General features: G+C 63.1%; 12 protein-coding genes. All 12 read right to left on the minus strand.

Translation table 11 applies throughout. The features are described from left to right. Positions 1 to 93: 93 nt before the first annotated feature. Positions 94 to 1,698: a LysM peptidoglycan-binding domain-containing protein gene (locus AB4Z24_RS10350; protein WP_441708053.1), complete on the minus strand. Its 1,605-nt coding sequence runs from the start codon at positions 1,696 to 1,698 to the stop codon at positions 94 to 96. 283 nt (positions 1,699 to 1,981) lie between these two features. Beyond that, positions 1,982 to 2,746: a 5'/3'-nucleotidase SurE gene (gene surE / locus AB4Z24_RS10355; RefSeq protein ID WP_441708055.1), complete on the minus strand. Its 765-nt coding sequence runs from the start codon at positions 2,744 to 2,746 to the stop codon at positions 1,982 to 1,984. A gap of 9 nt (positions 2,747 to 2,755) precedes the next feature. After that, positions 2,756 to 4,036 carry a serine--tRNA ligase gene (serS, locus tag AB4Z24_RS10360; RefSeq protein ID WP_441708057.1) on the minus strand — a complete coding sequence of 427 codons (1,281 nt, stop codon included), beginning with the start codon at positions 4,034 to 4,036 and terminating at the stop codon, positions 2,756 to 2,758. A 100-nt stretch (positions 4,037 to 4,136) separates the two neighbouring features. Continuing rightward, positions 4,137 to 4,970, minus strand: coding sequence for a twin-arginine translocase subunit TatC (gene tatC, locus AB4Z24_RS10365; protein WP_441708059.1), 834 nt, complete (start codon positions 4,968 to 4,970; stop codon positions 4,137 to 4,139). A gap of 4 nt (positions 4,971 to 4,974) precedes the next feature. Next, positions 4,975 to 5,427: a Sec-independent protein translocase protein TatB gene (tatB, locus tag AB4Z24_RS10370; protein WP_441708061.1), complete on the minus strand. Its 453-nt coding sequence runs from the start codon at positions 5,425 to 5,427 to the stop codon at positions 4,975 to 4,977. 47 nt (positions 5,428 to 5,474) lie between these two features. Continuing rightward, on the minus strand, positions 5,475 to 5,687 hold the full coding sequence (locus AB4Z24_RS10375) for a twin-arginine translocase TatA/TatE family subunit (RefSeq protein ID WP_441708062.1): 213 nt from the start codon (positions 5,685 to 5,687) through the stop codon (positions 5,475 to 5,477). 239 nt (positions 5,688 to 5,926) lie between these two features. Beyond that, positions 5,927 to 6,790, minus strand: a complete 864-nt coding sequence (gene scpB, locus AB4Z24_RS10380; RefSeq protein WP_441708064.1) for an SMC-Scp complex subunit ScpB — start codon at positions 6,788 to 6,790, stop codon at positions 5,927 to 5,929. Positions 6,791 to 6,825: 35 nt separating this feature from the next. Further along, on the minus strand, positions 6,826 to 7,662 hold the full coding sequence (locus tag AB4Z24_RS10385) for a segregation and condensation protein A (protein WP_441708066.1): 837 nt from the start codon (positions 7,660 to 7,662) through the stop codon (positions 6,826 to 6,828). A 70-nt stretch (positions 7,663 to 7,732) separates the two neighbouring features. Then, positions 7,733 to 8,755: a beta-N-acetylhexosaminidase gene (nagZ, locus tag AB4Z24_RS10390; RefSeq protein WP_441708068.1), complete on the minus strand. Its 1,023-nt coding sequence runs from the start codon at positions 8,753 to 8,755 to the stop codon at positions 7,733 to 7,735. A 97-nt stretch (positions 8,756 to 8,852) separates the two neighbouring features. Continuing rightward, on the minus strand, positions 8,853 to 10,601 hold the full coding sequence (locus AB4Z24_RS10395; RefSeq protein ID WP_441708070.1) for an SPOR domain-containing protein: 1,749 nt from the start codon (positions 10,599 to 10,601) through the stop codon (positions 8,853 to 8,855). Positions 10,602 to 10,664: 63 nt separating this feature from the next. Next, the gene (gene argS / locus AB4Z24_RS10400) at positions 10,665 to 12,425 is read right to left on the minus strand and encodes an arginine--tRNA ligase (protein WP_441708072.1); all 1,761 of its coding nucleotides are present in this window, start codon (positions 12,423 to 12,425) and stop codon (positions 10,665 to 10,667) included. Between the two features lie 150 nt (positions 12,426 to 12,575). Further along, positions 12,576 to 13,802 (minus strand): deoxyguanosinetriphosphate triphosphohydrolase, encoded by a 1,227-nt coding sequence (locus AB4Z24_RS10405; protein ID WP_441708074.1) that lies wholly within the window; start codon positions 13,800 to 13,802, stop codon positions 12,576 to 12,578. Positions 13,803 to 13,847: the final 45 nt, after the last annotated feature.

Consider the following 13,847-nt stretch of genomic DNA (forward strand, 5'->3'; position numbering starts at 1 on the left):
GACGTAGAGCCAACAAAAAGAGAGCCGGATCGATCGATCCGGCCCCCAGTCTTCCCTCAGTGCCAGCGCGTTGCCCCGCGCTAGAGGTCAGCGTCAAAGCTTTTCGAGATACGGCATCGGATCGACCGGTTTCGAGCCTTGACGCAATTCGAAGTGGACTTGCGGCTGATCAACGGAGCCGGTTTTGCCGGCCTTCGCGATGACCTGTCCGCGCTTGACCTTGTCACCGCGCTTCACAAGCAATTCGTCATTGTGCGCGTAGGCGGTGACCCAGCCGTTGTCGTGGCGAAGCAGCACGAGGTTGCCATAGCCTTTGAGCTCGCTGCCGGCGTAGGCAACGACGCCAGACTCCGCCGCGTGGACCTCGGTTCCGAGCGGCACCTGGAGATTGATGCCGTCGTTGTGCGTTCCGTCGGGACGGCCGCCAAAACCTGCAACGATCTTGCCGCTCGTCGGCCACCGCAGCTTGCCGGTGTTGGCTGCGGAGTCGGCGACCGAAGCCGGAACTGAAACCGCGACTTTGTCCTCGGGCGCCGCGGGCTTATCCGCCGGAGCCGCCTTTTCGGCGACCGGTGCTGGCGGCGCGGGTGCAATGTCAGGAGACGCGTCGGTCGCCTTGTTGTCGGAAAGCGCTGCGACGCGCTTTTCGCCATTGATGACGGTCGGCTGCATCGTCGTGGCATCGCCATAGCGCGCAGGAGGGCTCGGCACGATCGGCGGCACCTCAGCGGTCGCCGACGGGGCGGCGGAAGGCGCGGGCGTTGAAGCCGCGGCAGGCGGCGACGTGGACGGCAGCGGCGCGGGTGTCACCGCGGCGACATGTACCGGGGTATCGCGCGGGCTGTCGCCCGGAACTTTCAGAACCATACCGGGCTTCACGCGATGCGGATCGCTGATGCCGTTCACCTGCTGAAGCTCGGCGAACTTCACCTTGTTCGACCGCGCGATGCCATAGAGGGAGTCGCCGGGTCGCACGGTGTAGGTCGCGTTGTAGCGCGCGGCGACATCAGGCGCGGCGGGAGAGAGCGGCGCGGGCAAGGGCGTTGCCGCCTCGACGGCCTTCGCAGCGGCGACGCTGCTGCGATCGGATGAGCCGCCAGCGGCCGGAAGATAGAGCTTCTGCCCCGGCTTCAGGTTCGGGTTGCTCAAACCGTTCAGCGACGTCAATTCGGTGAGCGAAACCTGATGGCGGCGCGACAGCCCATAGAGCGTATCGCCGGGCTGAACCTCGATCATTTCACCCTTGGCGAGCGGCGCCGCCTGTGAAGCGGGAGCCGTGTCGCGGGCCTGCGTCTCCTCGCGCGGCGCACGGGCAAATGGCTTTGCCGGGCGATAAGGCTGCGACGTGACCGGCTGTGATGTGGCAGGCGGCGGCTGCGCATAGGGCGCGCCATGATCCCCCGTAGCGTCGGGCAGAGCGGCGACCTGAACGGACGAAGCGCCGGCGCCATAGGGTCCGCGTGGCGACGAACCGCCGAGATATTGGTTATCGCTTAACGAACTCGTGTGCACCGGCTCAGGCGGAACCGGTACACTGGCCGTGCTCGGATCATCGTTAAAATTGAATGACGTGCTATCGAAGCGCGTAACGTCCGCGCTGCACCCCGCGAGGGTAACGCTTGCAATTATTAGAGAAACGGCGCTCGCGGACTTGAGGCCCAAGCGTCCGCACCGGCCTACGCCAAAACAACTCATCATGGTACGCACCTCTACTCGCACCATCCATTAACCTTTAACCGGTTAACGGGGAGTAAACGTCCCCCGTGCGATTTAAATTTGATGCCCCGAGTTGCACTGCTTGCGGTAAGAGCCGCGTGCCCTGCCCCACAGAAAAGCGGCCCGTTGGAAACGACGGTGACTTTCGACGGTGCGTTGCACACCGCCGGAGTTTTATCGGAATAGCTGAGGATTGCGCTCTATTCGCGGAGGGATTTCGTCAATCTGGCGACTTTCGCGGAGTTGTAGCGGGGGCAAAATCCGATCACTTCAGCCGGCTGCTCAACGATTTCAACGCGCCGTGATTGGTCAGATCGATGCTCAGCGGAGTGACGGAAATTTTGTTTTGCGCAATGGCCGCAAGATCGGTCCCGGAAATGAGCGTCGATTTCCGCCGTTCGAATCCGAACCAGAAATACGGCGTGCCCCACGGATCGGAGCGGCTATCGATATCGAGCAGCGCCTGATCGCGAACGCCCTGCGAGGTGACGGCGACACCTTTGATCTCGTCCGGATTGGCATCCGGGAAATTGATGTTGATGAGCGATTTCGGCGCCCATTTCTCCTGCAGCAGCTTCTTGATCAGCGAAGGCGCGTGCGCGAGCGGCGTATCCCAAATCGCTCGCCGCGAGCCTTCTTCAAAGCCCATCATCAACGACAGCGCGATCGAGGGGATGCCGAGGATCGCGCCTTCCATCGCCGCCGCGACCGTGCCCGAATAGGTGATGTCCTCAGCGAGGTTCGATCCGTGATTTACGCCCGACAGGATCAGATCAGGTGGCTGACCCTTCAGAACATGACGCACGGCCATGATCACGCAATCCGTCGGGGTGCCTGCAATGGCGTGGGTGCGATCATCGAGCGAGCGCAAACGAAGCGGTGTGTGCAGCGTCATCGAATGCGACGTGCCCGATTGGTTCGTTTCCGGCGCGACCGTCCACACATCGGGTGAAATCCCGAGTGCGATGGCTTTCAGGATTTCCAATCCGCGCGCATTGATGCCGTCGTCGTTGGTGATCAGAATTCTCATGGGAAGACGTTACGCTTTCTGTATTTGCGCCAAGCCGCCCATATAGGGACGAAGTGCATCGGGAATGACGACGCTGCCGTCGGCTTGCTGATAGTTTTCGAGAACGGCGATCAGCGTGCGTCCGACGGCGAGGCCCGAGCCGTTCAGCGTGTGGACGTAAACCGGCTTGCCACCGTCCTTCGGACGATAGCGCGCATCCATGCGCCGGGCCTGGAAATCGCCGCACACCGAGCACGAGGAAATCTCGCGATACGTGTTCTGGCCCGGCAACCAGACTTCGATGTCGTAGGTTTTCTGCGAGGCAAAGCCCATGTCGCCCGTGCACAGAAGCATCGTGCGGAACGGCAGGCCCAAACGCTTCAAGACTTCCTCGGCGCACGACGTCATTCGCTCGTGCTCTTCGAGCGCTTTCTCCGGCGTAACAACGGAGACGAGTTCGACCTTCGAGAACTGATGCTGGCGGATCATGCCGCGCGTGTCGCGACCGGCGGCGCCCGCTTCGGAGCGGAAGCACGGTGTCCACGCGGTCATGCGCTTCGGCAGCTGCGCTTCGTCGAGGATCTGCTCGCGCACGAGGTTCGTCAGCGAGATCTCGGCGGTTGGGATGAGCCAGAAATCGTTCGTCGTCTTGAAGAGGTCCTCAGCGAACTTTGGAAGATTACCTGTGCCGTAAGCCGCCTGATCTTTGACGAGCAACGGCGGGTTGACTTCGGTGTAGCCGAACTCGCCCGTATGCAAATCGAGCATGAAGCTGGCGATGGCGCGTTCGAGGCGCGCGATGGCGCCTTTGGTCACGACAAAGCGGGCGCCAGAAATTTTCTGCGCGGCTTCGAAGTCCATCAGGCCCAGCGCTTCGCCGATCTCGAAATGCTGCTTGGGCGTGAAGTCGAACGTGCCGGGCGTGCCGACCTTGCGCACTTCGACGTTACCCGTCTCGTCCGTTCCGAACGGCACCTCCTCACGGGGCGTATTCGGAATGACGGAAAGTGCGTCGCGAATTTCGGCGTCGAGCTGGCGCTCGTCCTCCTCGCCCTTGGCGATGGACTGCTTGAGCTCGGCGACCTCGGTCATCAGGCGCGTGGCGGTGGCTTCGTCTTTCGTGGCCTTTGCCTTGCCGATTTCCTTGGACGCTGCATTCCTCTGCGACTGCGCTTCCTGCAGCGACGTCAGCAGAGCGCGGCGTTTCTCATCGAGCGCGATAAGGCTGGCTGATTGCGGCTCGAGCCCGCGCCGGCGCAGACCCTCGTCGAAGGTCGCGGCGTTGTCTCGGATCCATTTGATGTCGAACACGGGGAGGCCTCTTCGCGTCGGAGCTATCGGGCCGTCCTATACGATGCTTTTGGCCCGGTCCAGGGTCGCTTTGGACAGCTTTCCCAAAAGGCGCAAATGCTCAGGAAGCGGCTGCCTTCGCCTTTGCCTGCTGTCTCTCGACGAAGCGTACTGCAAGGATCGAGATTTCATATAGCCCGATCGTCGGGAGCGCCATAATGCACATGCTCAGGGCGTCGGGCGGGGTCAGAAGCGCGGCGGCAGCGAAGATTGCAACAATGGCGTAACGGCGTCCCCTCGCTAGAGCGTCCGACGTCACGAACCCTACACGCGAGAGAAGCGTCAAAACGACCGGCAGCTGAAAGACGATGCCGAAGCCGAAGATCAGCGTCATGATCAGCGACAGGTATTCGGACACCTTCGGCAGCAGCTCGATCTCGGGTACGCCCTCGCCCGACATATGCGTCAGGCCGATCGAGAAGCGGATCAGCACCGGCATCGCAACGAAGTAGACCATCATCGCGCCGATGACGAACAGCACGGGCGTGGCGATCAGATACGGCAGGAAAGCGCGGCGCTCGTTCTTGTAGAGGCCGGGCGCGACGAACTTATAGATCTGCGTCGCGGCGACGGGGAACGACAGGAAGGCCGCGCCGAACATGGCGAGCTTCACCTGGGTCATGATCTGTTCGAGGAAGTGCGTCGCGATCAGCTTCACGTGGTCACTGCCGGATGCCCACATGTAGGGCCAGACCAGCACGTTGTAGATGTGGCCGGCGACCGCGAAGCAGAGGAAGAACATGACGACGAAGGCGCAGAGCGCCCAGATCAGCCGCTGACGCAATTCGATCAGATGATCGAGCAAGGGCGCTTTGCTGGCGTCGATGTCCTCCTGGCCTTCGCGCAGGGGCTCGATGCCCGGGCCTGTCGCCGACGGCGGTAACCGCTCCTGCATCGCGCTAGGACTCCGTCCGCTCGGCGGTGGAAGACGATTTCTCGGGCAGCACTTGCGCTTCGGATGGCGACTGCGGCGGGGCCGGACGCGGCGGCTCGGCTGGCGTCAACAGCGGGGTATCGGCTGGTGCGGGCGGGGCAGGCGACGATGCCGCCGGAGGCGTGCTTGCGTTCGGCTCTATGTTTGATGCTGCGCTGGCGTCGTGGACAGACGCCTTCGCCTTCATGACTTCCGAGTTGATCGAGTTTTGCATCTGCTCGACTTCCTTGCGCATCGAGTCGAGCTCGGCTTCGCGCATGGCGGCATCGAACTGCCCTTTGAACTCGTTGGCATGGCGGCGCACGATGCCGGCGTAGCGGCCTATCGTCCGCATGAAGACCGGCAGTTCCTTCGGGCCGACGAAAACCAGCGTCACGATCCCGAGGATCAGAAGCTCGCTCCAGCTGATATCAAACATCGAGCAACCTTGTCGGGACCAGCCGCGAACTTATGAACGTGACGGGATCATCCGACCTTCGTGCGGTCCGGATTCACGGCTTCGTTCTCGATCGTACGCGGCGCGGGCTTGACCCCAGGATCATCATCCTCGGCCATGCCCTTCTTGAAACTCTTGATGCCCTTGGCGACGTCGCCCATCAACTCCGAAATCTTGCCGCGGCCAAAAAGCAGCAGAGCAATGACGAGGAGAAGGAGGATATGTTGCGCGCTTAAACCCATTGAAAGACCTCTCGGCGGCAGCTTGGCACTGGCCAGCAGCTGAACGCTTCTTCGTATCTAAGTCCTTATCGCAGAACCGCCAGGGCGGGGCAAGGATTGCGGATGAGGCGGGAGAACGCCGAGTTCCCAAAATTTGTAATCGCCATGGCGGTTTAGGCCCGCTTGGCTTGACAGCAACCGTCCGTCGCGGTCCAAATTAATGATAAGTAATATTGCCAGTGGCGGGGCGGTGAAGGCGGTCAGTCCTTGCCCTCTTCGTTCGCAGGCTCGTCCTTCGCAGTCTCGCCCTCTTCACCCTCGTCGCCCTGAAGCTCCAGAGGGAGCGTCTCCTGCTCTTCTTCCTCCTCGTCGCCGTCGTCGGTCAGCGGAAGCTCATCCGGCATCAGCGCCGCGACGTCCGTCGGAGACGGCACGGTGAAGCCTGGCGGCAGGTTGGCGTCGAGGAGGCCCGCAGCCTTGAGATCGGCGAGACCCGGCAGGTCCTTGATATTGTCGAGACCAAAATGGACGAGGAAATCTTCCGTCGTTCCATAGGTCAGCGGCCGGCCCGGCGCCCGGCGCCTGCCGCGCGGGCGGATCCAGCCGGTTTCCATCAGCACGTCGAGCGTGCCGGGCGACGTCGATACGCCCCTGATCTCTTCGATCTCGGCGCGGGTGACGGGTTGATGATAGGCGATGATCGCCAGCGTTTCCTGCGCCGCCTTCGAGAGCTTCCGTTCCTCCTTCTGCTGCCGTTCAAGCAGAAACGACAGATCGTCGGCGGTGCGGAACTGCCAGCGGCCCGCGACGCGAGCGAGCACCACGCCGCGATCTTTGTATTCAGCCTGCAGCGCGATCAGCAGGGAGTGGACGTCATCGCCGGCGTCGAGGCCGCGGGCCAGCGACTTGGCATCGAGCGGCGCGGAAGAAGCAAAAAGCATCGCTTCGAGGCGGCGCAATTTCTCGCGATCTGCACTTTTCGAAAGATGATCGACAGCGGCATCAGGGTCGCTCAGCGCGGACGCGGGCCCACTGTCGAGCGCCGCTTCCGCGTCGTCGTTTCGGACCGTTTCGGTTTTCTCGCGCGTATTATCCGACACTAGCGTCAGTCTCGGCGGAACCATGGCTTTTTTCTAGCCCCCATATCTTTCCGGCGCTGCTAGCCGATCTTTTCCCAAACCGCTCCCGCTTCGCGTTTGCGCATGTAGATCGGCGCGAACGGCTCATCCTGCCGAAGCTCGATCAGCCCTTCGCGAGCCATCTCGAGGGTGGCGCCGAACGAACTTGCAAGTGCTGAACGCTCTTCTTCGTTCCTCGGCAGGTATTGCTCGAGGAAAAGGTCGAGCTGCGCCCAGTCGCCTTCCGTTGCGCCGACGAGCCTTTCAAGACGGGTCCGCGCTTCCTTGATGGACCAGACGCGCCGCGCCTTGACGACGTGGACGACGCGGATGGTTCGCTTCCTTTGATCGGCGTAGGCTTTGAGCAGGTCGTAGACCGTCGCGGTATAGGTCGTATCGCGCGTAACCTTGATGTGCTCTGGCGCCCCGCGCGCAAAGACATCCTGGTCGAGGCGACGACGCGTCAGCAATATCGCGGCCTTGTCGCGCATCGCTTCGAGCCGCGTCAGGCGGAAGGAAAGYCGCTGCGCCAGCTCTTCGGCCGTCGCCGTGTCGGCGGTGTCCTTTTCCTTCGGCAGAAGAAGGCGCGATTTGAGATACGCCAGCCAGGCCGCCATCACGAGGTAGTCGGCAGCGATTTCGAGCTTCAGGAGCTGCGCTTCGGCTATGAAACCCAGATACTGCTCGACGAGCGCGAGGATCGAAACCTTCGTCAGGTCAACCTTCTGGGTGCGGGCAAGAGCCAGCAGGAGGTCGAGCGGGCCTTCGAAACCTTCGATATCGACGACGAAGGCATCGTCTCCGGCCGGCATGTTCTCAAGGCCTGAAGCGTCCCAGCCGGAATCTCCGCTTTCGCCTTGCGTTGCCGTCTCGTCCATCGCGTCTCGATTATGTTTCCTGTGGCGGCGCCGCTCTCATTTTGAGGCGCAGCCGCGACACTACACTGATTCAGACAACCGGAGTCTGCTGGCCCAGGATGCCGGCGAGGAGTTGTAGAGCCTCCTCCCTATCGTAAGGTTCGATCCGGCCGATGCAAGAGCAAGCGCGCTCAAATCTCTCGGCGGCTCGGCCCTGAAGCGGTGCCACGCCTTCCGCGGCCGCGCGCATTTCCTCGATATCGCCGTTGCAATGGAGCGCGAGGTCGGACCCTGCGGCAATGACGGCTTCGGCGCGGGCCCGCATCGGTCCGCTCAGGGCCTTCATGCTGAGGTCGTCGCTCATCAGCAGGTTATCAAAGCCGATCTCGCCGCGGATGACCTCCCTCGTCACGATTTCCGAGGTGCTGGCGGGATTGGCCGGATCGATCGCGGAATAGACGACATGGGCGGTCATCGCGGCGGGGATATTCGCGAGCGCCTTGAACGGCGCAAAGTCCGTTTCCGACAGGATTGGGCGCGCCGTCGCGACGACGGGCAACGACAAATGGCTATCGGCAGTCGCCCGGCCGTGACCCGGAATATGTTTAATCACCGGAACGACACCGCCCGCGAGATACCCATCCGCGACCGACCGGGCCAGGGCGACGACCTCGCCAACGGTCGAGCCATAGGCGCGGTCGCTGATGATCTCGTGCGAGCCGTCGACGGGAAGATCGGCGACCGGCGCGCAATTCATCGTAATGCCGAACGTCCGAAGCTCCTCACCCGTCAGCCGTGCCACGGTGAAGGCAGCGCGTTTCGCCGCTTCCGGATCGCGCGCATAGAACTTGGCATAGGCGGCGGCGGGGGGAAGCGAGCGCGCTATCGGCGGTCTCAGGCGCTGAACGCGGCCACCTTCCTGGTCTATCAGGACGAGAAAATCGCTCCGGCCGACGGCATCGCGGACGTCTTCGACGAGCCGCTTCAGCTGCTCGCGATCGGCGACGTTGCGCGCGAACAGGATCAGTCCGGCGGGTTGTACATCGCGGTAAAAGCGTCGTTCGTCGTCCATCAAGGCGACGCCAGAGAGGCCAACAATCAGGCTTGCGACCATCGCAGCTTGGCCCTCCGGGGCCGAATGTCCTGGCTATTAAACGCGACCGGCCGGTGCGGGTGCACCAGCCGGAGACATATCACGGATGCTTACGCGATCAGTAAGAGGTGACCCAGCAATCCTTGTACCCTTGCGCCTTCAGCTGCGAACAAACATTGTTCGCCTCCTCCCGCGATCCGGGCGGACCGACGACGAGGCGGTCATAGGCGCCCTTCGCCAGGGTGGCAGACGCGACGTCCGGCGTTTTACCCGCCAGTGCGCTGCCGTACTTCTGCTGCATATCGGCGAAGCGCTTCAGGGCGTCGATGCGGCTCGAGTCAGAGCGAGGAATCGACGCCAAGACTGCGACGAACCCGACTCCGCCGCCACTTGAAGACTGAACGACCGGCGGCGCATCCGCCGTGGCATCGGTTTCGACCGTCGGCTGGGCCCGCGCGACCTTCTTCAGCTTCTTGACCGGCGCCGCGGGGGCATCGGCCGTGTCATCCACGCTGCCGGTGCTGCCGGTCGTATTGGGAGAATTGACCGTCACGACCTTGACGGGCTTCACCTTCTTTGCGGCCGGCGCTGCCTCTGCGTTCATGGGCGTGGGGCGCACGGGCGGCCCACTCGTGGCCGGTGCGGTGCCTTGATGCTGGCCGAAGTCGACCAGCGACGTGCCAGGAACGCCGCTGAAGCCCTGCTGAGGTCCGTGATCCGGCTCAGACGCGGGCGGCGGAGCCTGAATGGTGCCGTCGCGGCCGACAACGAGGGTCGAAACCTTCCGCGCGCCGCCGTTATTATCGTCGGTCGCGGATGCGTTCGCCGTGGTGTCGGAGCTGCCCGACGAGGAGCCGTCAGAATTGTTCGCCTCTTGCGCCGAAGCCTGCGATGTGCCGTCGCCAAGACGGCCCATGATCTTCGTATCGGAATAGGGAAACTGCTTGCCGCCGGCATCGGCCGGCTTCGTCTTCGAGGGGAACTCCGCGCTCTTGATGACAGGCGGGTCGCCCTGCGGATTGCCTCCGCCGGTGATTTTCTTATAGCCGTAAGCCATGCCACCGCCGATCACGATCGCGCCGATCAGCGCTGCCACGATCATCAGCGGGCGGCGGCCGCGCGGCGCTTCTTCTTCATCCTCGTACTCGACGTCTTCCTCGCCATAGACGGGCTCCAGCTCGCCGCCTTCGGCCTGACCGAAGCCGAGATGAGCGTCGCCGCGATTCTGCTGGTAGGGGTCATGGGCGAAATTGTCGTGGGGGCCGGCCCAGTCGGCCGCGCTCAATTCGTTCTCGTGATACTGCTGCTGGCCGAACGTTTGCGCCGAATGCGCGGGCTGCCGGGCGGGTTGCGGCGCGAAGGCCGGCTGGCCAAAGCCGCCGTTATCGAAGCCATGCGGATCGTGATCCTGGGCTGGCCATTGCGCCGCCTGCTGCTGGTTTCCGTAGGCTTGTGGCTGTGCCGTCTGCTGCGGGGCGAAGCTTGGCCGCGACGGCGGCACGTAGGGTTCGAACTGCGGCGCGTAGGGGTCCGCCTGTCCCGCAGCGGCGTGCTGCTGGTAGCCGCCATAGTTCCCGCGATTCGGCGCTTGCGACGGCTGGAGCTCGCTCCACTGGCCATAGGCCGGCTGCTGCTCGGGAGCTTGGCCGCCGAAACCCGGTTGTGGGAAGCTCGGATAGCCCGATGCCGGCTGCTGGGGCTGCTGATGGCCGGGCCAGCCGCTGCCATTATCGGCGGGCTGCTGCTGTGGACGGCCGGTTTGCGCCTGTGGATTGACCCAGGGCGGCTGAGAGCTGCTCGTGTGCGTATTGGGGCGGGCAGCCAGCCTACCGGCGTTCGGCCCGGGAAATGCGTTCTGCGATGACATCGCGGAAACCCCCTTAAAGTGGGGCGCAAAATCGTGGTTGCGCCTAATCGTCGATTCGAGACTTTAGCGCATCGCTTCGGGCGCCTCGACGCCGAGGATTTGAAGCCCCGATTTTATCACCGTCTTTGTCGCGAAAATCAGCCCCAACCTTGCCGACGTCGCAACCCCGTCATTTGGCTGAATAAAACGTAAATGTGGCGAATCGTTGCCTCGTGTCCATTGGGTGTGGAGAGCGCTGGCGAGATCGTAAAGATAGAAGGCAACACGATGCGGCTCGTGGGCAGCAGCCGCGCCCTCGACCAACCGCGGGAAACCTGCCAAGCGACGGACCAGATCGAGTTCGCCCGCATCGGTCAGGAGCGAAAGGTCGGCCTTCTCCAACGCCTCGACGGACACGTCCAAGCCGGGAACCTGCTCGACCGCGTTTCGCAGCACGCTTGCGGCCCTAGCATGCGCGTATTGCACGTAGAAGACAGGGTTGTCCTTCGACTGCTCCGTCACTTTCGCGAAGTCGAAGTCCAGCGTCTCCTGATTTTTCCGGTAGAGCATCATGAAGCGGACGGGATCGCGGCCGACTTCATCGACCACGTCGCGCAGAGTGACGAAGGTGCCTGCCCGTTTCGACATCTTGTAGGGCTCGCCGGCTTTGAAGAGCCTGACGAGTTGTACGACCTTCACATCGAGATCGGCCGCACCGTCCGACAGCGCGGCGACGGCGGCCTTCATCCGCGGGATGTAGCCGACGTGATCGGCGCCGAAGACGTTGATCAGATGGCGGAAGCCGCGCTGCAGCTTGTCGTAGTGGTATGCGACGTCGCCCGCGAAGTAGGTGTAGCTGCCGTCGGATTTCTGCAGCGCGCGGTCTTCGTCGTCGCCGTAGGCCGTCGATTTGAAAAGCGTCTGGACGCGGTCTTCCCACTCGCTGTCGTCATGGCCCTTGGGCTTTTCGAGCGTGCCCTCGTAGATCAGACCCTTCTGCCGGAGAACTTCGATCGCGGCCCTGACCTGATCGCGGCCGTTCGACGTCAGCGACGCTTCCGAGAAGAACACATCGTGGCGGATGTTGAGGGCGGCGAGATCGTCCTTGATCATCTCCATCATCTTGGAAATGGCAAATGAACGGACGATCGGCAGCCAGCGCTCTTCCGGCATGTTGAGGAGCGACGGGCCGTGCTCGGCGGCCAGCGCTTCGCCGACGGGCTTCAGATACTCACCGGGATAAAGCCCTTCGGGGATGGCGCCGATGTTCTCACCCAGCGCTTCGCGATACCGGAGGAAGGCGGAACGTGCGAGCACGTTCACCTGGCCGCCGGCGTCGTTGATGTAGTATTCGCGCGTCACATCGTAGCCCGCGAAGACGAGCAGGTTCGCGAGCGCATCTCCGAAGACAGCACCGCGGCAATGGCCGACGTGCATGGGCCCCGTCGGATTTGCAGAAACGTATTCGACGTTGAGTTTCTCGCCGTGGCCCGTTCCGCCAGCGCCGTAGGCCGATCCCTCTTTCAAAATCGTGCGGACGAGCGATTGCCAGACGTCATTCTTGAAGGTGATGTTCAAGAAGCCAGGACCAGCAACATCGATCTTCGCAATGCCCGGCGCTGCTTCAAGCTTGGCCTTCAGCGCTTCCGCGATATCGCGCGGCTTCATCTTCGCGGGCTTCGCCAGCACCATCGCGGCGTTGACGGCGACATCGCCGTGGCTTGTGTCGCGCGGGGGCTCAGCGTCGAAGGCCGGAAGGGCAATGTCCTTGGGCAGAACTCCCTCGGACTGAAGCTCCGTCAGCGCAGTTTGGACGCGGGCTACGACATCAGCGAAAACGTTCATAGGAATCCTAAATGCTTGGGTTCCCTCGCCCCGTCTTTACGGGGAAAGGGTGAGGGTGAGGGGCCGCAACTTGCACTGAACAAGCGGCTGCCCCTCACCCCGGCCGTCTCCCCATTCCGAAGGGGAATGGGGAGAGGGGGTATAGCGCGCCTATCCCAGTTCCGGGGTGGCGTCAAACAGGCGGCGATGTTCCGCGAGCGCGTAGCGATCGGTCTGCCCGGCCAGAAAGTCGCAAGCGACGCGGGCCCGATGGCGGTCGTCGAGGCCCCGCAGCGCTTCGCGCCATCCGGCAGGCAGGGTCGCCGCATCGGAATTGTATTTCCGGAATAGGTCGCGGACGACGTTCTCCGCCTTCTCCATAACATCGAGCACGCGCCGGTGGTGGTAAACGGCCGCGAAGAGGAAGCTCTTCAGGTGCGCGAGATCGAGGGTCATCGCGTCCGAGAAGGCGATCACGGCCTGCCCGGCGGCGCGGATGTCATCGGGCGATCGAGGGGCCGATACCGCGAGGCGGCGGCGGCTTTCGGCGACCACGTCGCTAACCATCGCCGTGATCATACGACGGGTGACTTCGTAAATGGCCCGGCTGTTTTCGGCGTCTCTCGCGACCGCCCTCACCTCGTTCGCGATCGGTCCCGCCAACGGTACGCCATCGAGCTTTTCGAACGTGATCAGTCCAGCGCGGAGCCCGTCATCGACATCATGCGAGAGGTAGGCAATGTCATCGGCAAGGCTTGCGACTTGCGCTTCGGCGGACGGCCATTGTTCGAGCTTTAAAGGGCTCCACGCTTCGATGTGGCGCGCGACTTTGGCGACGGGCGAGTCCGCGCGGACAGGGCCGTTGTGCTTCGCCAGCCCTTCGAGCGTTTCCCAGGTCAGGTTCAACCCGTCGAATGCCAGATACTTGCGCTCGAGGGTCGTCACGACGCGAAGCGATTGGGCGTTGTGGTCGAAGCCACCGTAGGGGTGCATTTCGGTATCGATCGCCCGCTCGCCTGCATGTCCGAACGGCGAGTGCCCGAGATCGTGCGCCAGCGCGATCGTCTCCGCCAGATCTTCGTCGAGGCGAAGCTGGCGCGCGACGGTGCGGGCGATCTGCGCCACTTCCAACGAATGCGTCAGCCGCGTCCGAAAGTGATCGCCCTCGTGCGGCAGGAAGACCTGCGTCTTGTAGGTCAGGCGGCGGAAGGCCGTGGAATGGAGAACGCGGTCGCGGTCGCGCTGGAACGGGCTGCGGCTCCCGCATTGCGATTCGGGGTGATAGCGGCCGCGGGAGGCAACGGCGCTCGCGGCATAGGGGGCCGGCAAGCGTTCTCCGGGCTTCAGATTCTGCCCGTAATCCGGGTTCTCGGCGGCCGGTTTGAGACTCGCTACCATCGTTCGATGCGCTTAGGATTTGACTTCGTCTGGCGCTTTCCTATC

The organism is Hyphomicrobium sp. 2TAF46 (genome assembly GCF_052114865.1).
Taxonomy (GTDB): domain Bacteria; phylum Pseudomonadota; class Alphaproteobacteria; order Rhizobiales; family Hyphomicrobiaceae; genus Hyphomicrobium_B.